This is a genomic window from Kocuria carniphila, assembly GCF_004136555.1.
Classification (GTDB): Bacteria; Actinomycetota; Actinomycetes; order Actinomycetales; family Micrococcaceae; genus Kocuria; species Kocuria carniphila.
Genome location: NZ_NOIT01000006.1, coordinates 96,170 through 116,709 on the forward strand (window position 1 = coordinate 96,170; position 20,540 = coordinate 116,709).

The following is a 20,540-nucleotide window of genomic DNA, read 5'->3' on the forward strand; positions in this document are numbered from 1 at the left end:
GCGTCGGCGTTTGGTGACGCACCCTATTCTGCGGGTATCTGCTGCAACGGACCGGTGGTGGGGCCAGGTGGTTTGGGGCGCCTGTGGTCGAGCAGAGCGATCACGAATGCGATCACCAGGACGGCCACGATGGTGAGAACGCTCATGGTGAAGGCCGTGTCCCAGTCGGAACGCGCCAGCACCCCGAAAGCGACGGCCGTGATCACTGCCGTACCGACCGCTGTGCCTACCCGCTGTCCTGTCTGCATCACACCACCGGCCGCACCCGCGAACTTGAGGGGAACTTCCGAGAAGCTCAGGGTCTGGTTGGGAGGCATCACTGAACCCTGTCCCACGCCCACCAACAGTAGCGTGAGGTAGAGCCACGAGATGTTCCAGTCGAAGTGCACCACGCCGTACACCACACCGATGGTTGTCAGCAGCCCCGTCATGGCGCACGCGATACCGGCCAGGATGACGAGGCGGCCGAAGCGCAGGACCCCGCGCCCCGCCAGCGGCGCCACCACTGCGGACATGAGCGCTGCCGGGAGGCTCAACATGCCGGCTTCCAGCGCGGTGCGGCCCAGCCCCTGCTGCACGTACATGGCCAGTACGACCCACACGCTGGTCATGCCCAGGAAGTACACGGTGATCATGGCGGAGCCGTAACTGAAACTGGCGATCCGGAACAGGTCCAGATCCACCATGGGTTCGTGGCCGCGGGACTTGTAGCGCGCCTCCCACCGGGTCCATGCGAAGAGCAGCAGCGCGCCCAGCAGCAGGGATAGCCACACGAGCGGTCCCAGGCGGGATTCCACGAACGGGAACAACAGCGCCAGGATTCCCAGCCCGAACAAGATGACTCCCACGGGGTCCATGTCCACCCGACCGGGTTTTCGCTTCTGCCTCGGTAGCCACAGGGCGGCCAACAGCAGAGCTACCGCGGCCGTGGGCACGTTGATGAGGAATGTGGCGCGCCAACCGGGGCCATCTCCGAGGGCGCCGATCAGGAACCCACCGAACGCGGGACCGATGGCCACGGCAACACCAACCACCGCACCGAGCATTCCGAAGGCCTTGGCGCGGGCCGGTCCGTGGAAATACTGCTGGATCATGCCCACGCTCTGCGGATTGATCAGACCGGAACCGAGCCCTTGAGCCACGCGCCCGATGTTCAACACCGTGGTGTTGGGAGCCAGCCCGCACACGAGCGACGCCACCGCGAATAAAATGATGCCGGCCATGAACAGTTTGCGGCGGCCGAAGATGTCCCCGGCCCGCCCGCTGGCTACCAGCAGTACACCGAAGGCCAGCGCGAAACCGGTGAGCACCCACTGCAACGCGGAGGAACTTGCGTGCAGGTCGGCCTGGATCGCGGGTAGGGCCACGTTCACGATGGACACACTGACCAGCGCCATGAAGAGGGGGACCAGAAGGACCCACAGGATCTTGCTGCGCTCGCGCGGGGTCAAAGGTTCCGGCGCGGAAATGGGGCTACTCACTCGATCCTTGATACCCCATAACCGCCCAGGACACTAAGGCCCGGGCCGATGGGTGAGACGGGCGGGCAAAGTCTGAGGGGTCGATTCGTGCGCCGGGGTGGACTTTGAGACAATGTTGCCCATGCAGCCCATTGGATCTTCACAAGCTCAGTTCACGGTCGATCCGCAGAGTGCCAAACGTACTCGCGGTGCTTTCTGGGGCACGATCATCGGGCTCGCGGTGCTGGTGATCATTTTCGCCGTGGCACTGCTGCAGGCGGCCAACACCAACTCCGTGCTCGGCTGGATCCTGGCCGGTATCGCACTGGGGTGGCTCATGCTCGCGGTGTGGGCCCTGTCCATGGTTCGCAAGGCCGCCCGCTACGGACGTGATCAGGTCAAGCAGGCCCAGGATCGCTTCGACTCCCAGCACGGCCGCGCACCGGTTGCCGGCGGCGAGGCCGGGTCCGGACAATCTCTGCGTGATCAGAAGCTCGAGCACGGCATGCAGGTCATCCTGGTGCAGTCCAAGGTGGTCAAGGAACAGCTTGCCGAGACGAACCCGGACGCTGAGACCGTTCGGCGCGCACTGGAGACCATCGACATGACCGCGGCCAACGGGCTCAACAGCCTCAAGGAGTCGTCCAAGCCGGTCGACGGTACCGTGGTCGACTGAACCACTCCCACCACTTTTCTCACGACGAGTTTGCTCATCCCGAGTTCTTCCACAGCGAGGTACTGATCTTTCATGGCTGATTCCGCGTCCACGGTTCGCATTGCCACCGTCAACGTCAACGGCATTCGCGCCGCCTACCGCCGCGGCATGGCCGACTGGCTGCAGGGCCGCGACGTGGACCTGCTGTGCCTCCAGGAAGTCCGGGCTCCCGACAAGATCACTCGTGAATTGCTCGACGAGGACGTCTGGCACATTCACCACGCGGAGGCGTCGGACAAGGGTCGCGCCGGTGTTGCCATCGCTACGCGCCGTGACGCCTTTGATGGTTCACTGTTACCCGTGGCCACCCGCGGTGGGATCGGCGACGAATACTTCGCGGATTCCGGCCGCTGGGTCGAGAACGACATCACCCTGCCCAACGGCGAGACCCTCACGTTGATCTCCGCCTACGTGCACTCCGGCGAGGTGGACACCCCTCGCCAGGTCGACAAGTACAAATTCCTGGACCTGATGATCGACCGTCTCCCCGCGCTGGCCGAGCACAGCGATCATGCGTTGATCGTGGGTGACCTCAACGTGGGTCACACCGAGCTGGACATCAAGAACTGGAAGGGCAACGTCAAGAACGCCGGTTTCCTGCCCGAGGAGCGCGCGTACTTCGACCGCTTCTTCGGTGACCTGGGCTACGTGGATGTGGCCCGATCCCTGGCCGGCGAGGTGCCCGGCCCGTACACGTGGTGGTCCTACCGCGGCAAGGCCTTCGACACGGACGCCGGTTGGCGCATCGACTACCACATGGCCACTCCAGCGCTCGCGTCCCGGGCTCAGTCGGCCGTGGTGGATCGCGCCGCGAGCTACGACGTGCGGTTCTCAGACCACGCACCGCTCGTGGTCGACTACAGCTTCGACTGATTCAGTATTTTTTCGGCGACGACGCCGCTCGGTGACCTTGGCCGCGCAGCCGACCGAGCGGCGTCGTCGCCCGTGACCAGCAATGATTCGCACTAGGTGAAAGAAGCACTCGTGAACGAGCAGACCACCCCCGTATCGACCAAGCCCCGCGTGGTGTCCGGCGTGCAGCCCTCGGCGGATTCCCTGCACCTGGGTAACTATGTGGGGGCGCTGCGTAACTGGGTGTCCATGCAGGACGAGAACGACTGCGTGTTCTTCGTGGCGGATCTGCACTCGATCACCGCGGGGCAGGACCCGGCCACCATGGCCGAGCGCACCCGCGTGACCGCTGCGCAGTACATTGCGGCCGGCATCGACCCGGAGCGTTCCACGCTGCTCATCCAGTCGCAGGTGCCCGAGCACACCCAGTTGTCGTGGGTACTCAACTGCATCACCGGTTACGGCGAGGCTGCTCGGATGACCCAGTTCAAGGACAAGTCTCTCAAGCAGGGCGCGGACAACACCACCGTGGGGCTGTTCACCTACCCGGTGCTGATGGCCGCGGACATCCTGATTTATCAGGCCAATCAGGTGCCGGTGGGGGAGGACCAGCGCCAGCACCTGGAACTCACACGCAACCTGGCCCAGCGCTTCAACGCGCGCTTCGGCGAGACCTTCGTGGTGCCGGACGCCAAGATCCTGACCAACTCGGCCAAGGTCTACGACCTACAGAACCCCACGGCCAAGATGTCCAAGTCCGCAGCCTCCGAGAACGGCCTGGTGCGCCTGTTGGACCCGGCCAAGAAGAACGCCAAGAAGATCAAGTCGGCCGTGACCGATGACGGCAACGTGATCCGTTTCGACCGTGAGGCGCAGCCGGGTATTGCGAACCTGCTGACCATCTACTCCTCGCTCACCGGAGAACCGATCGAGTCCATCGTGGCGCAGTACGAAGGCAAGATGTACGGCCACTTGAAGGTCGGACTGGCCGAGGTAGTCACCGAGACCCTCGACCCCATTCAGCAGCGTGCCCAGCAACTGCTGGACGACCCGGCCGAGTTGGACCGACTCCTCGCCCGCGGTGCGCACAAGGCACGGGAGATGACCTCGGAAACCATCAAGACGGTCTACGACCGCATGGGCTTCCTGCCGGGTGTGTGATCCCATGATGGCCTCGACTAGGCTGAAACTCGCGTGAGACGAGGAGGCCCAGTGCAAAACCAACACAGTTCACCCACGGTCAAGCCGGGGCAGGTTTACGCGGGTGTGGTCATCGAGTTGCCCGAGCCCATGGGCAAGGAGCTCCAGGACTGGCGTGCCTCCTTCGGCGACCCCGTGGCCGGTAGCGTTCCCGCGCACATCACGCTCATGATCGCCGCGCGTGAGGACCGTTGGGAAGAACTGGTGGATCACGTGCGCACCGTGGTGAGCGGTTGGAAGCCCTTCCACGTCGAAATCAACGGGACCGGCACCTTCCGGCCCGTCACTCCCGTGGTGTTCCTGCGCATCGACAAGGGCTATGACGACTGCGTGGCGCTGCACAACCGTCTCAACGATGCCGAACTGGTATCCGCCTCGCCCTTCGAGTTCCACCCGCACGTCACACTGGCCCAGGCCGTTCCTGACGAGCACCTGGACCGAGCCCAGCAGATGCTGCGCACCTATCGGGCCTCGTTCCTGGTGGACCACATCGACCTCTACGAGGGCGACGAGAACGGCCAATGGCACGTGCGCGAACGCATTGCGTTCGCCGGCGATGGCCGCGCCTGACAACGCTCCGCCGCCGGTGGTCCCCCCGATCACCGACCGGCGGGGTCTCACCGCAGAACACCGGAGACTTGCCCGGGTACGGCAGCAACTCGCGGACGACGGCGCGCCGCTGGGTCAGCGACTGGGCGCCCTGGTGGGCTGGGCCTTCGCGCGGCTCATGTCACTTTTCCCCGCTCGGATCATCACGCATTACATGTTTCACGGTGGCCCGCTCATGGCGGCAGGGTTGGCCTATCAGCTGCTCTTCGCGTCCACGGCCTTGCTGGTCATCGGGTTCTCGCTGCTCGGGATGTTCCTGGGTAGGGACTCCGCCCTGCAACAGTCACTCGTGCAGAGCATTGGTCAGGCGGTTCCCGGTCTGCTGGACGTGGGTGACGGTCAAGGGGGAGTGATACCCCTGAGTCTCCTGCAGAACACGGCGCCGTTCACCGTGGCCTCGGGCATTGCGGCCGGTGTCCTGGTGTTCACCGCGTGGCGGTGGATCGCGGGAATCCGCCTGGCCACCCGTCGCATGTTCGAACTACCACCGGCTCCGGGGATTCCCATAGCCGCCGTGCCGCGCGATCTGGCGTGGTTGGCCGTGATCGGCGTTCTGCTGTTGTCGTCGGCCGCCATCAGCGTGTTCGCCTCCGGCGCCGTGGAGTCCGTGATGCGATGGCTGGAAAGTACGGGGTGGATCGAACCGCAGGAGTGGCTGGACAGCGGCCTCAACGTCGTGATCGCCATCGCCTTGGGATTCCTGGTCGACCTGCTCATGAGCTTCACCCTGGTCCGAGGGGTCTCGCAGCTCAAACTGCACCGCAAGGCGCTGCTGGTGACGGTTCTGGTGGGCGCGATCGGTTCGCAACTGTTGCGCTTTGCCGGCGGCGAGATCATCGCGCGCACCACCAACAACCCCTATCTCTTCTCCTTCGCGGTGCTGGTCGGTGTGCTGCTGTGGTTCAACCTGTACGGGCAGATCCTGCTGCTCGCGGCGGCCGCGGGGGCCGTGGTGCAGGCCGACATTCGCGGCGCGCGAGCACAACCCGAACGGGAGACACGCGCGGTGACCGTCGTGGCGGCGTCGTCCCTGCCGACCGCCTCGCGGGGCCTGGAGCCGTACGGCACGACGCCGGGCGGAGACACTGCCGACGACGCCGCCGAGAGCCTCGCGGGGCGCGAGGGCAGCAGCGCGTTCCGCTCGAACTCGTAGGTATTCCCCCCACCCGAATGCTCCGGTCTCGGGCGCTCCGTCGTCCCGGCGCGCGTTTACCGCAGAAGCCGAACCCGTTCGGTGTAGCGCACTGGAACTGTGACCTGGCCCAGGGGAGAAGGGCACGATTGGACCCAGGGATAGTGCACAGAGCAAAGTGGCCCGGATCCGAATGGATCCGGGCCACTTCACTGACCGTTGCTTACAGTGCGCTGGCGAAGACCGCCTTCTTGACCTCGGCAATGGCCTTGGTCACCTGAATGCCACGGGGGCACGCTTCGGTGCAGTTGAAGGTGGTGCGGCAACGCCACACGCCTTCCTTGTCGTTGAGGATCTCCAGACGCATGTCGCCGGCCTGGTCACGCGAGTCGAAGATGAAGCGGTGTGCGTTCACGATCGCTGCGGGGCCGAAGTACTGGCCGTCGGTCCAGAAGATCGGGCAGGACGAGGTGCACGCCGCGCACAAGATGCACTTGGTGGTGTCATCGAAGCGCTCGCGGTCCTCTTGGGACTGGTAACGCTCGTACGTGGGCTCGTGGTCGTCGTTCACCAGGAACGGCATGATCTCACGGTAGGACTGGAAGAAGGGCTCCATGTCCACGATGAGGTCCTTCTCGCACGGAAGACCCTTGATGGGCTCCACCATGATCGGCTTGTCGAGATCCAGGTCCTTCAGCAGGGTCTTGCACGCGAGACGGTTGCGGCCGTTGATGCGCATGGCATCGGAACCGCACACGCCGTGAGCGCACGAGCGGCGGAAGGACAGCGAGCCGTCCAACTCCCACTTGACCTTGTGCAAGGCATCCAACACGCGGTCGGTGCCGTACATGGTCAGCTGCCACTCGTCCCAGTGGGCGTCCTCGCTGAACTCGGGATCGTAGCGACGCACCTTCAGGGTGACGTCATAGGTGGGGATCGCTTCAGAGGATGATTCCTGCTGAACGTCCTGGTTCTCGTTCTCAGTTACTGCAGTGGACATTAGTACTTACGCTCCATCGGCTCGTAACGGGTAAAGATCACGGGCTTGGTCTCCTGGCGGATACCGGCCGTGGGCGAGGAGGGATCTTCGTAGACCATGGAGTGAAGCATGAACTTCTCGTCATCACGGTCGGGGAAGTCCTCGCGGAAGTGACCGCCGCGCGATTCCTCGCGGTGCAGGGCGGCCACGGACATGACCTTGGCCAACTGCAACAGGAAGCCCAGCTCAACGGCTTCGAGCAGGTCCAGGTTGAAACGCTTGCCCTGGTCCTGGATGGAGATATTGGCGTAACGCTCTTCCAAGGCAGCAATGTCAGCAAGGCACTGCTCAATGGTTTCCGCGGTACGGAACACCTGCATGTTCAGGTCCATCGTGTCCTGCAGATCCTTGCGGATGGCGCCGACCTTCTCGCTGCCGTGGCCACTGCGTGCGTTGTCGAGCAGTGCTTCGGTGCGCTCGGCGGCGTTGTCCGGGATCGGCAGGAACTCTGCGTCGCGAGCGTACTCGGCGGCGTAGATACCGGCGCGCTTACCGAACACGTTGATGTCCAGCAGCGAGTTGGTGCCCAAGCGGTTGGAGCCGTGAACGGACACGCATGCCACCTCACCGGCGGCGTACAGGCCGGGAATGGTGGTCTCGGAGTCCTGGAAAACCTCGCCCTTGATGTCCGTGGGGATGCCACCCATGCAGTAGTGCGCGGTGGGGAACACGGGAACGGGTTCGGTGTAGGGCTCCACACCCAGGTACGTGCGAGCGAACTCGGTGATGTCCGGAAGCTTGGCGTCGATGTGAGCCGGCTCCAGGTGGGTGAGGTCCAACAGGACGTAGTCCTTGTGCGGACCGCAACCGCGACCCTCGCGGACCTCGTTGGCCATGGAACGGGCCACGATGTCACGGGGTGCGAGGTCCTTAATGGTGGGCGCGTAACGCTCCATGAAGCGCTCACCATCAGAGTTACGCAGAATGCCACCCTCACCACGGGCTGCCTCGGACACCAGAATGCCGAGACCCGCCAGGCCGGTCGGGTGGAACTGGACGAACTCCATGTCCTCCAGGGGAAGGCCCGCGCGGAACGCGATGGCCATGCCGTCACCGGTCAGGGTGTGGGCGTTGGATGTGGTCTTGAAGACCTTGCCCGCGCCGCCGGAAGCGAAGATCACGGACTTGGCCTGGAACACGTGCAGTTCGCCGGTGGCGAGGTCGTGGGAGACCACGCCTGCGGGGCGACGACCCTCCGGGGTGTCCACCATGATCAGGTCGAGCACGTAGTACTCGTTGTAGAACTCCACGTTGTGCTTGATGCAGTTCTGGTAGAGCGTCTGCAAAATCATGTGACCGGTACGGTCAGCGGCGTAGCACGCACGGCGAACGGGGTTCTTGCCGTGGTCGCGGGTGTGACCGCCGAAGCGACGCTGGTCGATCTTGCCCTCGGGCGTGCGGTTGAACGGCAAGCCCATTTTTTCGAGGTCGAGAACCGCGTCAATGGCCTCCTTGGCCATGACCTCGGCTGCGTCCTGATCGACGAGGTAGTCGCCACCCTTAACGGTGTCGAACGTGTGCCATTCCCAGTTGTCTTCTTCGACATTGGCCAGAGCCGCGCACATGCCACCCTGGGCTGCGCCGGTGTGTGACCGGGTGGGGTAGAGCTTGGTCAGTACGGCAGTGCGGGCGCGCTGGCCGGATTCAATGGCGGCGCGCATGCCGGCGCCACCGGCGCCGACGATAACCACATCGTACTTGTGAACCTGCATACCAGATGCTCTTTCTATGTGGATGAGTAAGTGAAGTGAACGTGCCCGTTCCGGGTGATCAATAGATCAAGCGGCGAAGCCCTGAGGCTCCGCCGCCCGAGTTATCACACGGTGTGGCAGAAGGAAGCGAGCAGCTCCGGATCGGCACCGGCGGGGCAGGGATCGAAGGTGAAGATCACCAGGGTGCCCAGCAGGATGACGAAGCCCGATGCCAAGAACAGCAGGACCTTCAGCCAGAAACGGGTGACGTTACGCTCGGCGTAGTCGTCGATGATGGTGCGCACGCCGTTGGTGCCGTGGAGCATGGCCAGCCAAAGCATGACCAGGTCCCAGACCTGCCAGAACGGATTGGCCCACTTGCCACCCACGAAACCGAAGTCGATGGCGTGAACGCCTTCGCCGACCATCAGGTTTACGAACAGGTGACCGAACACCAGGACGACCAGCACAATGCCGGACAAGCGCATGAACAACCACGCGAGCATCTCGAAGTTGCTGCGGGAGGCACCGGAACGGTTGTACTTGACGCCGTTCACCTCGAGGTCCCGGCTACGGGGGACCTGGATTTTGGTCTTGAGAGGTGTGCTCACGGAATCAGCCTCCGAATACGATCGACAGGTGGCGGATGAGGAACGGAATCATGACGATGACCCACAGGGCGATGACGCCCCAGAGCAGGCCCTTTTGATTCTTGGTGCCGCCCTTCCAGAAGTCGATCAGGATGATCCGCAGGCCGTTGAAGGCGTGGTAGACGATGGCTGCTACGAGCCCCGCCTCGCCAAGGCCCATGACGGGGTTCTTGTAGGTTGCCATCACCGCGTTGTAGGCCTCGGGCGATACCCGGACCAACGCGGTGTCAAGGACGTGGACCAACAAGAAGAAGAAGATGGCCACGCCTGTAATACGGTGGGCAACCCAAGACCACATGCCGTACTGGCCGCGGTAAAGGGTGCCCCTGGATGAGTTCGCCACGGAATAACCTCCCTGTGTCGCTCGTCGTCGTGCGCACTGGTTTGAACTAAAAAAACGGGATTCGCGCTGCTACACGGCTTAAGCGGAGCCCTGGCTGGCTCTGTCATGGATGATGCGCTATTTCGATCCAAAGATACCAGCCTGCGGGTGAATTCCTGACAACGTGTCGCTAACCGCACCGGGGCGTAATCCCGCACAATTACGGCACGTTTGTGTGCTCGAATTAACCGTCAGTGCGGGGTTGAAATCAGACCGTCCACAACACAGGCCACGTGTGTGATCACGGGGGATGTCCCTGAGCGCGCCGGGCGGGCCGTAAACTGGCGCTCGTGACTTCGCCATTACAACGATTCCATCCGTTCATCCCCGCCGGTGGTGTGGGTTCGCGGTTGTGGCCGCTCTCGCGCGCGGATGCTCCCAAGTTCCTGCTGGACCTCACCGGATCCGGCTCCTCTTTATTGCGCGCAACCTACGACCGACTCGCGGGACTGTCCGCGGGACCGGTGATGGTCGTGACCGGGCGAAGCCACGCCGGGGCAGTCCAGGAGCAACTGCCAGAGTTGACCGGTGATGACCTGGTGCTCGAGCCATCTCCCAAGGATTCCGCCGCGGCCATCGGTCTCGCGTGCACGCTGATCGCCCGCCGCGACCCGGACGCCATCATCGGTTCGTTCGCGGCCGACCACGTGGTTGAGCCGGCCGAGACGTTCCAAGCGGTCGTTAAAGAGGCGGTGGAAGCAGCAGCCACCGGTCGCATTGTGACGATTGGCATCACGCCGTCCTCTCCGGCCACCGGCTTCGGATACATCAAGGCGGGGGAGTCGCTGGGCCTCGAGCAGGCACCGCATGCACTCACCGTGGAACATTTCGTGGAGAAGCCGGACAAGGACACGGCGCGTGAGTACGTGGCCAGCGGCAACTACACGTGGAACGCGGGGATGTTCGTGGCGCCGGTGGGGCTCATGCTGCAGTACCTGCGACAGAGCGAACCGGAGCTCGCGGACGGGCTGAACGTCATTGCGGATGCGTGGGACACCGACCGCCGCGATGCGGTGGTGGACGAAGTGTGGCCCACCCTGACCAAGACGGCCATCGACTACGCCGTGGCTGAACCCGCAGCGGCCGCCGGCGACGTCGCCATGGTGCCCGGCGATTTCACGTGGGAAGACGTGGGAGACTTCGCCGCGATCAACCGCTTGAACCAGGTGGACCCCAGCGGGGACTCGGACGTTGCGATCCTGGGCAAGAACAATCGTGTGCTCTCTGATGAGTCCTCGGGCATCGTGGTCTCGGACACCGGCCGACTGATCGCCCTGATCGGTGTGCAGGACATCGTGGTGGTGGACACCCCGGACGCACTTCTGGTCACCACGGCCGAACACGCCCAGCGCGTCAAGGACGCCGTGAACTCCCTGAAGAAGAACGGCGACACGGACGTCCTGTAGTCCATGACACAGTCGACGGCGCTGCTCAGCCCAGATCGGGTCTCACGGCGGTACGCTGAAACCCATGTTGGATCTTCCGCTGCCGTCCGCCGATGACATCGGCCTCCCCCCGGCCATCGGGCCATTGCTGTCCCATTACCTTCCCGGGCTGATTGCGTTCCGGCGCGACATCCACAAGCATCCGGAGCTCTCGTACGAGGAGTACCGGACCACCGATCGCATTGTCACCGCGCTCGAGGCGGTCGGGTTGAACCCCGTGCGCTTCTCCGCAACCGGTTGTTACGTGGACGTGGGGCGCGGTCCCGTCATGGTCGGCCTGCGCGCGGACATCGACGCACTCCCCATCCAGGAGAACACCGGCCTCCCGTACGCCTCCGTGAATGACGGCGTGATGCACGCGTGCGGTCACGATGTCCACACGACCATCATGGTGGGCGTGGCCCAGGTGCTCTCTGACCTGCACCGATCCTCACCGTTCGCCGGAACCGTGCGCGTGGTGTTCCAACCCGCTGAGGAAAAGCTTCCCGGCGGTGCGTTGACCATCATCGATCAGAACGTGCTGGAAGGGGTGCCGCGCATGTTCGCGCTGCACTGCGAGCCCAAGGTGGACGTCGGCCACGTGGGAACGCGCATCGGGGCCATCACCTCTGCCTCGGACACCGTGCGGATCGAACTGTCCGGCCGCGGTGGCCACACGTCACGTCCGCACCTGACCGAAGACCTCGTCTACGCGATGAGTCAGATCGCCGTGAATGTGCCGGCCGTGCTCTCGCGCCGGATCGACGTGCGCTCCGGCGTGGCCGTGGTGTGGGGTCAGTTCCATGCCGGCGTGGCGCCGAATGCCATTCCCGTCTCCGGTTTCATGGCCGGGACCATGCGCTGCCTCGACGCAGAGGCCTGGCACCAAGCGGGCGGCTTGCTGGACGAGGTGGTCGAGCAGGTGGCCGCCCCGTACGGAGTCACGGTGGAGCTCGAGCACATCCGCGGTGTACCTCCGGTGGTCAACGGTGAAACTGAAACCACGCTGTTGGAGATCGCAGCGCGCGCGGAACTCGGTGAGGACAGCGTGATGCTCGTGGAACAGTCCATGGGCGGTGAAGACTTCGCCTGGTTCCTGCAGCACGTCCCCGGGGCCATGATGCGTCTGGGAACCCGTGCTCCCGGCGGTCCCACCTACGACCTGCATCAATCCGACTACGCTCCGCAGGAAGAAGCCATCAGCTGCGGAGTTCAAGTGATGGCCTCCACTGCGCTGCGAGCCATTCGCCTGCGCGTGCGAGAACTCCACGACACAACGGACTCGGCACTCGTCGAGTAATCCCGTGGCTACACTGAGACTCTCTAAAGTTTCTGGGGAGTAACTAAGTAGCCTCCCCACCCAGAGAGTCTCTTCTCTCGTATCACCGGAGGACAACGATGACCCCTCGTTACTCGCGCGCGTTGAGCGCCATTGCACTGACCGGCGCGGCCGGCCTGGTTCTCGCCGGTTGCGGCCAGGCACCCGAAGAATCCAACGGCGGCAACTCGCAAGCCAAGGATTTCAAGGGCTGCATCGTCTCCGACGACGGTGGCTTCCAGGACCGCTCGTTCAACCAGGCATCCTTCGAGGGCTTGCAGGCCGTCAAGGACAAGCTGGAAATCGACATGAACCAGGCCGAGTCCCAGTCCGAGACCGAATTCGAGCCGAACCTGACTTCCATGGCCCAGGAGGGCTGCGACCTGACCGTGTCCGTGGGCTTCTTGCTCGCTGACACCACCAAGAAGGTTGCGGAGGCGAACCCGGACAAGAACTTCGCGATCGTCGACGACCAGTCCATCGAGGCCGACAACGTCAAGCCCATCGTGTACAACACGGCTGAGGCCGCGTTCCTCGCCGGTTACCTGGCCGCGGGTGCTTCCGAGACCGGAAAGGTCGCGACCTACGGCGGCATGGACATTCCCACCGTCACCGTGTTCATGGACGGCTTTGCTGACGGCGTGAACTACTACAACGAGCAGAAGGACGAGAACGTGGAGGTGCTGGGGTGGAACAAGGAGTCCCAGAACGGCACGTTCCTGACGTCGTTCCAGGATTCATCGCGCGCCAAGACCATCACCCAGAACCTCATCGGTGACGGCGCAGATGTGGTTCTGCCCGTGGCCGGCCAGGCAGCCCAGGGCACATTGGACGCCGTGAGCGAGGCGAACAACGGTGGCGACAACGTGCGTCTGATCTGGCCCGATACCGACGGCTACGAGACCCTGGACACCGGCAAGGAATACGTCCTGACCTCCGTGCTCAAGGAAATGTCCACCTCGGTGGAGGACGTGGTGACCCAGGCGGTCGACGGTAACTTCGACAACAGCCTGTACGTGGGCACGCTGGCGAATGAAGGTGTGGGCCTTGCCCCGTACCACGATCAGCAGGACTCCGTGAGCGAAGAACTCGACAAGGAAGTTCAGCAGCTGAAGCAGGACATCATTGACGGCAAGGTCAAGGTCGAATCCGAGAACGCGCCCCAGGCGTAAGTAGTCACCGCCCCCGGGCAGGAGTGAATCTGTGAAGTTAGAGCTACGTGACATCACCAAGAAATTCGGCGGTTTCACGGCCAACCAGAACGTGAATCTGACGGTTGAGCCGCATCAGATCCACTGCCTGCTCGGGGAGAACGGCGCGGGCAAGTCCACCCTCATGAACGTGCTGTACGGGTTGTACGAACCCACCTCGGGCAGCATCGAGATCGACGGTGAGCCCGTGACGTTCTCCGGGCCCGGTGAGGCCATGGCCGCCGGGATCGGCATGGTGCACCAGCACTTCATGTTGGTCCCGGTGTTCACCGTGGCCGAGAACGTGGCACTCGGTAACGAGGCCACCAAGGGCGTCGGCTTGGACCTGAACACCACCCGAAACAGGATCCGCGAGATTTCCGATCGGTACGGGTTCCAGGTGGACCCGGACGCGATCGTCGAGGATCTTCCCGTGGGAGTTCAGCAGCGCGTGGAAATCATCAAGGCCCTGGTACGCGAGGCGGAAGTGCTCATTCTCGATGAGCCCACCGCGGTGCTCACGCCCAAGGAAACCGATGAACTTCTCAACATCATGCGGCAGCTGCGCGACAACGGCACGTCCATCGTGTTCATTTCCCACAAGTTGCGCGAGGTCAAGGCCGTCTCGGATGTGATCACCGTGATCCGCCGTGGCAAGGTCGAGGGTCAGGTCGGCCCGGATACATCCACCGATGAACTCGCCGCACTCATGGTGGGTCGTGACGTCTCACTGACCGTGGACAAGGAACCCTCGAACGCGATCGGCTCCGCTCTCGAGGTCACCGACCTCACGGTGGTGGGGGAGAACGGCGTGGTGTTGGTCGACAACGTCTCCTTCGCCGTAGCACCGGGAGAGATCCTGGCTGTCGCGGGTGTGCAGGGCAACGGTCAGACGGAATTGACCGAGGCCCTCGTGGGGCTGGCCGACCATGTGTCCGGTTCCATCAAGCTCGAGGGACAGGAACTGGCCGGGCGGGGCGTACGCGAGGTGCTGTCGGCCGGCGTCGGGTTCGTTCCCGAGGACCGCTCGACCGAGGGTCTCGTGGCCCCGTTCTCGGTGTCCGAGAACCTCGTCCTGGACCGCTACAAAGACCGTGAATTCGCGTCGGGCCCGTCCCTGAAACTCGGCGCGATGCGTGAGAACGCGCAGCAGGCCGTGGACAGCTACGACATCCGCACCGGATCCGTGGACGCCCCGGTGTCCACGCTGTCCGGCGGTAACCAACAGAAAGTCGTCATCGCCCGGGAGCTGTCGCGCCCCCTCAAGCTGTTCGTCGCCTCCCAGCCCACGCGCGGCGTGGACGTGGGTTCCATTGAATTCATTCACAAACGCATCGTGGCCGAACGCGACAAGGGCGTCCCCGTGATCATCGTGTCCACAGAACTGGACGAGGTGTACGCGCTCGCGGACCGGATCGCCGTGTTCTTCCACGGCAGGCTCATGGGTATCGTGCCCGCGGACACTCCGAGGGAAACCTTGGGCCGCATGATGGCCGGTGAGACGGCAGACGAGGTTCTGCCGCCCGCACCCTGGGACGACAGCCATGACCAGCAACAACACGAGGGGACGCACACGGCATGAGCGCCACGACCACCTCTCCGGAATCGAACCAGGTCTCAGCACCTTCTCCGGTCGAACTGAATCCGGATGACTTCCGCCGTTCCCTGCTGGGCTCCACGCTGCAGTCGGTACTGGCAGTTCTGGCCGCACTTCTTCTGGGAGGCCTGCTGATCGCAGCTACCGATGAAACGGTGCGCGAATCCGCCGGGTACTTCTTCGCTCGTCCGGGGGATACCCTGACCGCCATGTGGGACGCCGCCTCCAGCGCGTACGTCGCCATGTTCCACGGCGCGGTGTACAACCCCGATGGCAGCGGCCTGACCGGCAAGTTGTATCCGCTGACCGAGACGCTGACCGTGGCGACCCCGCTGATCCTCGCGGGTCTGGGTGTCGCATTGGCCTTCCGCACCGGCCTGTTCAACATCGGTGCGCAGGGTCAGATCCTGATCGGCGCCACTCTGGCCGGTTACGTGGGCTTCGCGTGGCAGTTGCCCGTGGGCCTGCACCTACTGGTGGTCATCGTGGCCGGTGCGCTGGGAGGTGCTATTTGGGGCGGCGTCGTCGGCCTGATCAAGGCACGAACCGGCGCGCACGAGGTCATCCTGACCATCATGCTCAACTACATCGCGATCAACCTGGTGTCCTGGTTGCTGACCCTGTCGACCTTCCAGCGCGAGGGTTCGTCCAACCCCATCAGCCCGCCCATTGCCGAGACGGCGATGTTCCCGAAACTTCTCGGGGACAGCTTCCGGTTGCACTGGGGCTTTGTGGTGGCGGTCGTGGCGACCGTGGCCGTCGCGTGGCTGCTGAACCGCTCGACCATCGGTTTCGAACTGCGCGCCGTGGGCGCCAATCCGCGCGCCGCACGCACCGCGGGCATCTCCGTGACCAAGGGGTTCGTGGTGGTCATGCTAATTGCTGGAATGCTGGCGGGCTTGGCCGGTACCGCGCAGATCGCCGGAACCGAACACTCGCTCACAGTGGGTATCGCGGCGTCCTTCGGTTTCGACGCGATCACCGTGGCCCTGCTGGGTCGATCCAAGCCGTGGGGCACGTTCTTCGCGGGCATTCTCTACGGAGCCTTCCGCGCCGGTGGCGTGACCATGCAGACGGCCACCGGCACCAACATTGACATCGTTCTGGTCGTGCAGTCCCTGATCGTGCTGTTCGTAGCACTCCCCCCGCTGCTGAAACTCAAGTCCCGTCGCAAGGAGGTGGCAGCGTGAGCACCACGACCCCGGCCCCCGAGTCCTCGAACGCGCCCCAGGAGGAACTGTCCACCGCCGCCGCGAACCGGACGGTGGGTGTTCGCACCTTCCGGCCGGCCATCGGGTTGGCGATCCTGGCGCTGGTGGCCCTGATCCTCTTTGCCCTCAACGCCGCCGACGGGTCCGTGGAGTTCCGACTCTCCGACTCCGGGGACGCCATCCAGCTGCCCAATCTGTCCGTACCGGTCACGGCCTACGGCTGGGTGGTCACCGTTGCGCTCGCCGCGCTCGCAGTGTTCGCCGCGGTCCGGGCGCGCAGCTTGCCGCGCTGGGCGTTGATCCTGGCCGGCTTCTTCTTCGTCACGGGTTTCCTGGTGTGGATCGTGGGTACCGCGCAGACCCCGAGCATCTCGGTGACCGCATTGCTCGCCGGTTCGGTGGCCCTGGCCACACCGCTGATTTTCGGTTCCCTGGGCGGCCTGTTGTGCGAGCGCTCCGGCGTGGTGAACATCGCGATCGAGGCGCAGCTGCTGTTCGGCGCGTTCTCCGCCGCAGTGGCCGCAACGGTGGCCAACAACGTGTGGGTGGGTCTGCTGGCTGCCGTGATCGGCTCCATGCTGGTGTCCTTGGTGTTGGCGATCTTCTCGATCAAGTACCGCGTGAACCAGGTCATCGTGGGCGTGGTGCTCAACGTTCTGGTCTCGGGTCTCACGGGCTTCATCTTTGCCACCGTGTTGCAACCCAACGCGGCGGACTTCAACTCCCCGGCACGTCTCCCGCACATCACCATCCCCGTGCTGTCCGAAATTCCCGTGATCGGCCCGGTCTTCTTCGACCAGTCGATCATCGGCTACATCATGTACGTGACCGTGGCGATCGTCTGGTACGCGCTGTACCGCACCCGCTGGGGTCTGCGCACCCGCGCCGTGGGTGAGCACCCCAAGGCCGCCGACACCCTGGGCGTGTCCGTCAATGCACTGCGCGTGCGCAACGTGCTCATGGGTGGTGCCGTGGCCGGCTTGGGCGGTGCGTTCTACACGCTCGTGTCGGTCTCGGCATTCACCCGCGACATGACCTCGGGCGCGGGCTATATCGCACTGGCTGCCCTGATCTTCGGCCGTTGGAACCCCGTGGGTGCGCTGCTCGCGTCGCTGCTGTTCGGTTTCGCGTCCAACTTGGAATCGATCCTGTCGTTCCTGGGTACGTCCGTTCCCAGCCAGTTCCTGGCCATGCTGCCCTACATCGTGACCATCCTGGCCGTCGCCGGCCTGGTGGGGGCCTCCCGCGGTCCCGCCGCGTCCGGCGAACCTTACGTGAAGGAGTAACCATGATTGACGACGCCGCCTGGCGCAGCCTGCAACAAGCCGCCACCGATGCGCTCCAACACTCGTACTCGCCCTACTCGAACTTTCCGGTGGGTGCCGCGGCTCTCGTGGACGACGGCCGGGTGGTTACCGGCGCGAACATCGAGAACGCCTCGTACGGCGTCACGCTGTGTGCCGAGTGCTCGCTGGTCTCCGCCCTGTACATGTCCGGTGGCGGAAAGCTCGCGGCGTTCGTGTGCGTGGATGCTCAGGGTGACGTTCTCATGCCGTGCGGTCGATGCCGTCAGCTGCTCTACGAACACCGCGCACCCGGAATGGAGCTGCTGACCGTGAGCGGTGTCCGCAGCATGGACCAGGTCCTCCCGGACGCGTTCGGGCCGCAGCACCTGGAGTAAGGTTTCCAACTTCTCATGACGAACGACCCCCGGATCATCACTGATGATCCGGGGGTCGTTCGTTGTTCAAAGGACACTCTTGTTTTTGGTGTCGTTCAGGCCGTTTGTGGGCCGGCTGTACTGGATGTTGTTCGGGCGGTCCGGCGGGGCCGGTTTCCCGGGGCAATCGGACAGCGGGAGGTCTTCGCTTAGCCGCCGTTCGGCGGCATGAGGCGGTCGTGCAGGGGAGCGGCGTAGATCCGGGACGGATCCAATTTCTCCAGAATGCGCACCGCGGAGTCCCATCCCTGGTCCGCTGGCTGCCCCTGGCTGTACGAGCGGGGCACCTGGTTCTGCAGGATGTCCTGGTTCTGCCACGCGCCGTCTGCCGAGTAGCCCCAGCCCTTGGACCATTCCATCCGCACACCGGCGTAGGAAGCGTAGTTGTTGATGACCCACTGTTCGCACTCCTGGAAGAACTGCAGGGAGTACGGGGTGCCCGGGAAGGTGAGGATGTCCAGCCACACCACGGTGTCCCATTCCGGGTGATCAGCGAATTGCCGGGAGGGGGAGAGCGTGGGCGTGATGGCCCCCGGGATCTCCACGTCAGCGGGATTGTCCACGCCCGTGACGCGAATTTCCAGCGGGCCGTTGACGGGGTAGCGCCAGCGCTTGGCGTATTCGTTCACGCTGGCCTTGTAGTAGTTGTGGAACTCGTACAGCACCCGCTGAACATCCGCCCGGCGGCAGTGGATCGCGTACCCGTTGGCGGTCACCTTGGGGGTGTTGGGCCGAACGTACAACTGCAGGTTCTTGGGCGCGCCCCACAGGTCGGAAACGAATGACGTGGTGAGTGAGGTCGCCGTGATCTTCTGCTGAGCAGGCCCCAGTTGAGTGGCGATTGCCGGAGTGCCGGTCTGAATCTTCTTGAAGAGATCCGAGATCTGCTGCGGGATGTTGTCCGAGAATACGTAGTTGTAAGGGGATGAAGTCCCTCGGGACAGCAGCGGCTTGTAGCGACTGAACTCCCAGGTCTTCACCCACGGGAACGAGGTGAACGGGAACAGGATGACTTCCACCCGGCCGCACGAGCGAAGGTACGAGTCCACCGACCGTCCCCACGATCCCGGCTTGGCGAACAATTCCCAGGTGGGAATGGTGATGTAACTGCGGCAACGCATGTTGCTCAGTTTGGCCACGCGCAACTGAACCGAGGTCACGATGGTGCGTCCCAGGTTGGTCAGCAAAGGGCCGATGTCCGGGTCGGTGCGTTCGAACCGTTTCACCGCGTAGTCACCGCTGGTTTCGTCCCAGACGACCGCGTCCATGGACACCACCAGATTGGACAAAGATCCGAAGGTTGCTCCGGCGGGGCGTGTTTCGCCTGAAGCGGGCACCGCGGTTCCGTGCCCCGCGATGGCCAACGCGCCGCCGATGGTGACGTCACCGGGAGCGGGGTGGTGCATGATGCTCAAACCGCGGTTGTTGGCGGCGTTGAGGACCGCCTCGAGCGAGGCTCCGCCCTGAGCGGTCACGGTCATCGCGGTGGGATCGACCGTGATCGCAGTCAGATGCTTGACGGTGTCGACCATGAGGACACGGGACTCCTGCGTACTACCCGACTCGACACTCAACGGAGACCAGTTGTGCTGGTATCCGCGGGCCCGCAACCTCCAGTCATTGGAGGAGGCCCATCGTGCCAGTTCAGCGACCTGGTCTGCAGATGTGGGTGCAACGGTCCACAAGGGTGAGGTGCGAGTTTCTCCGGACCAATTGACGAACACCTCGAGCCAGGGCGTCATCCCCGCGGGCAGAACCGGAGCAGGGCTGCCGGGGACGCGCACGGCGGCTTCCGCGGGGCTCAGCATGGCCGACAGGGTCCACCCGCTGCCAGCGATCGCGGCGGCCGCGAGGGCGGTGCGTCGGTTGATGCCCTCGTGCTCCACGATGGTGCCCTCGGATGTGGATGCTCGGTGACGCGGAGTCCCCAGCGGCGCACGGTCCCCGGTGGTTGCCATGGTTGATCGAGGAGTGAAGAAACGCCATAGCGACCGTGCAGATCGCGAAATTCCTTGTGACGTGGACAGTCTGTGTGCGGGCATGGTGAACTCCTACGCGCGCAAAGACCGCATGAGAGCCCCCGAGCGCGAGCAAATTGGGCACCGGCGAACACGCGTCGCGTCGATCCAGCCCGATCAACGCTGTGCGACGGCAGCCCGCCATCGCCCCGCGACCCCTTGTTCCCCAGTGCTACTCAATGACCGGTTATCCGGTATGTCTCTTATTTTGCCAAGGCGGGTCAGTAGGCTATCGGTCAGACAGGTGGGAACTTCAGGGGACGAACGGTAATACCTGTGGGCTGTTTGGCCCACAGGATGTGCACCGGGGAAATGACTTCTCATGAACACCC

18 protein-coding genes are annotated in these 20,540 nt (G+C 64.0%); 12 read left to right on the top strand and 6 right to left on the bottom strand.

Translation table 11 applies throughout. From position 1 onward, the window contains the following. Positions 1–23: 23 nt before the first annotated feature. Positions 24–1,481, bottom strand: coding sequence for an MFS transporter (locus EWV37_RS05845; protein WP_129700397.1), 1,458 nt, complete (start codon positions 1,479–1,481; stop codon positions 24–26). A 121-nt stretch (positions 1,482–1,602) separates the two neighbouring features. Here EWV37_RS05845 and EWV37_RS05850 point away from each other — a divergent pair, with 121 nt between their 5' ends. The 5 genes from EWV37_RS05850 (at position 1,603) to EWV37_RS05870 (ending at position 5,989) form a co-directional block, all read left to right on the top strand. Continuing rightward, positions 1,603–2,136, top strand: a complete 534-nt coding sequence (locus EWV37_RS05850; protein WP_238663090.1) for a hypothetical protein — start codon at positions 1,603–1,605, stop codon at positions 2,134–2,136. Between the two features lie 72 nt (positions 2,137–2,208). Then, a complete protein-coding gene (locus EWV37_RS05855) occupies positions 2,209–3,048 on the top strand; it encodes an exodeoxyribonuclease III (RefSeq protein ID WP_129700401.1) in 840 nt (279 codons plus the stop codon). 111 nt (positions 3,049–3,159) lie between these two features. Further along, entirely contained in the window at positions 3,160–4,188 is a 1,029-nt protein-coding gene (gene trpS, locus EWV37_RS05860; RefSeq protein WP_129700403.1) for a tryptophan--tRNA ligase, read from the top strand. Positions 4,189–4,239: 51 nt separating this feature from the next. Continuing rightward, positions 4,240–4,797, top strand: a complete 558-nt coding sequence (locus EWV37_RS05865) for a 2'-5' RNA ligase family protein (protein WP_095796886.1) — start codon at positions 4,240–4,242, stop codon at positions 4,795–4,797. Between the two features lie 16 nt (positions 4,798–4,813). After that, positions 4,814–5,989, top strand: a complete 1,176-nt coding sequence (locus tag EWV37_RS05870) for a YihY/virulence factor BrkB family protein (RefSeq protein ID WP_238663091.1) — start codon at positions 4,814–4,816, stop codon at positions 5,987–5,989. 202 nt (positions 5,990–6,191) lie between these two features. On the opposite strand, the gene EWV37_RS05875 is transcribed toward EWV37_RS05870, so the two are convergent. The 4 genes from EWV37_RS05875 to sdhC form a co-directional block, all read right to left on the bottom strand. Continuing rightward, positions 6,192–6,968 carry a succinate dehydrogenase iron-sulfur subunit gene (locus EWV37_RS05875; protein WP_095796884.1) on the bottom strand — a complete coding sequence of 259 codons (777 nt, stop codon included), beginning with the start codon at positions 6,966–6,968 and terminating at the stop codon, positions 6,192–6,194. Continuing rightward, the gene (gene sdhA, locus EWV37_RS05880; protein WP_129700405.1) at positions 6,968–8,719 is read right to left on the bottom strand and encodes a succinate dehydrogenase flavoprotein subunit; all 1,752 of its coding nucleotides are present in this window, start codon (positions 8,717–8,719) and stop codon (positions 6,968–6,970) included. The genes EWV37_RS05875 and sdhA overlap by 1 nt, the downstream gene beginning before the upstream one ends. Positions 8,720–8,823: 104 nt before the next feature. Next, positions 8,824–9,309, bottom strand: a complete 486-nt coding sequence (locus tag EWV37_RS05885) for a succinate dehydrogenase hydrophobic membrane anchor subunit (RefSeq protein ID WP_095796882.1) — start codon at positions 9,307–9,309, stop codon at positions 8,824–8,826. Between the two features lie 4 nt (positions 9,310–9,313). Further along, positions 9,314–9,691, bottom strand: coding sequence for a succinate dehydrogenase, cytochrome b556 subunit (gene sdhC / locus EWV37_RS05890; protein WP_129700407.1), 378 nt, complete (start codon positions 9,689–9,691; stop codon positions 9,314–9,316). Between the two features lie 329 nt (positions 9,692–10,020). On the opposite strand from sdhC, the gene EWV37_RS05895 reads away from it, so the two are divergent. The 7 genes from EWV37_RS05895 to EWV37_RS05925 all read left to right on the top strand — a co-directional run bounded on the left by EWV37_RS05895 (position 10,021) and on the right by EWV37_RS05925 (position 18,151). Next, positions 10,021–11,136, top strand: coding sequence for a mannose-1-phosphate guanylyltransferase (locus EWV37_RS05895; RefSeq protein WP_095796881.1), 1,116 nt, complete (start codon positions 10,021–10,023; stop codon positions 11,134–11,136). Positions 11,137–11,200: 64 nt separating this feature from the next. Next, positions 11,201–12,454, top strand: coding sequence for an amidohydrolase (locus EWV37_RS05900; protein WP_129700409.1), 1,254 nt, complete (start codon positions 11,201–11,203; stop codon positions 12,452–12,454). Between the two features lie 98 nt (positions 12,455–12,552). Then, the gene (locus EWV37_RS05905; protein ID WP_129700411.1) at positions 12,553–13,644 is read left to right on the top strand and encodes a BMP family lipoprotein; all 1,092 of its coding nucleotides are present in this window, start codon (positions 12,553–12,555) and stop codon (positions 13,642–13,644) included. 31 nt (positions 13,645–13,675) lie between these two features. Beyond that, positions 13,676–15,244 carry an ABC transporter ATP-binding protein gene (locus tag EWV37_RS05910; RefSeq protein WP_095796878.1) on the top strand — a complete coding sequence of 523 codons (1,569 nt, stop codon included), beginning with the start codon at positions 13,676–13,678 and terminating at the stop codon, positions 15,242–15,244. Then, positions 15,241–16,449 (top strand): ABC transporter permease, encoded by a 1,209-nt coding sequence (locus tag EWV37_RS05915; protein WP_095796877.1) that lies wholly within the window; start codon positions 15,241–15,243, stop codon positions 16,447–16,449. The genes EWV37_RS05910 and EWV37_RS05915 overlap by 4 nt, the downstream gene beginning before the upstream one ends. Next, the gene (locus EWV37_RS05920; RefSeq protein ID WP_173674274.1) at positions 16,446–17,756 is read left to right on the top strand and encodes an ABC transporter permease; all 1,311 of its coding nucleotides are present in this window, start codon (positions 16,446–16,448) and stop codon (positions 17,754–17,756) included. The genes EWV37_RS05915 and EWV37_RS05920 overlap by 4 nt, the downstream gene beginning before the upstream one ends. Before the next feature lie 2 nt (positions 17,757–17,758). Then, the gene (locus EWV37_RS05925; RefSeq protein WP_095796876.1) at positions 17,759–18,151 is read left to right on the top strand and encodes a cytidine deaminase; all 393 of its coding nucleotides are present in this window, start codon (positions 17,759–17,761) and stop codon (positions 18,149–18,151) included. Positions 18,152–18,339: 188 nt separating this feature from the next. On the opposite strand, the gene EWV37_RS05930 is transcribed toward EWV37_RS05925, so the two are convergent. After that, a complete protein-coding gene (locus tag EWV37_RS05930) occupies positions 18,340–20,148 on the bottom strand; it encodes a cholesterol oxidase substrate-binding domain-containing protein (protein WP_129700413.1) in 1,809 nt (602 codons plus the stop codon). Between the last annotated feature and the right edge of the window lie 392 nt (positions 20,149–20,540).

Bases quoted from the DNA above. Each gene is read 5' to 3' on its own strand.
- EWV37_RS05850 (WP_238663090.1), top strand. From the start codon at position 1,603: ATGCAGCCCATTGGATCTTCACAAGCTCAGTTCACGGTCGATCCGCAG.
- EWV37_RS05855 (WP_129700401.1), top strand. From the start codon at position 2,209: ATGGCTGATTCCGCGTCCACGGTTCGCATTGCCACCGTCAACGTCAAC.
- EWV37_RS05875 (WP_095796884.1), bottom strand. From the start codon at position 6,968: ATGTCCACTGCAGTAACTGAGAACGAGAACCAGGACGTTCAGCAGGAA.
- sdhA (WP_129700405.1), bottom strand. From the start codon at position 8,719: ATGCAGGTTCACAAGTACGATGTGGTTATCGTCGGCGCCGGTGGCGCC.
- EWV37_RS05900 (WP_129700409.1), top strand. From the start codon at position 11,201: ATGTTGGATCTTCCGCTGCCGTCCGCCGATGACATCGGCCTCCCCCCG.
- EWV37_RS05905 (WP_129700411.1), top strand. From the start codon at position 12,553: ATGACCCCTCGTTACTCGCGCGCGTTGAGCGCCATTGCACTGACCGGC.
- EWV37_RS05915 (WP_095796877.1), top strand. From the start codon at position 15,241: ATGAGCGCCACGACCACCTCTCCGGAATCGAACCAGGTCTCAGCACCT.
- EWV37_RS05925 (WP_095796876.1), top strand. From the start codon at position 17,759: ATGATTGACGACGCCGCCTGGCGCAGCCTGCAACAAGCCGCCACCGAT.
- EWV37_RS05930 (WP_129700413.1), bottom strand. From the start codon at position 20,148: ATGGCAACCACCGGGGACCGTGCGCCGCTGGGGACTCCGCGTCACCGA.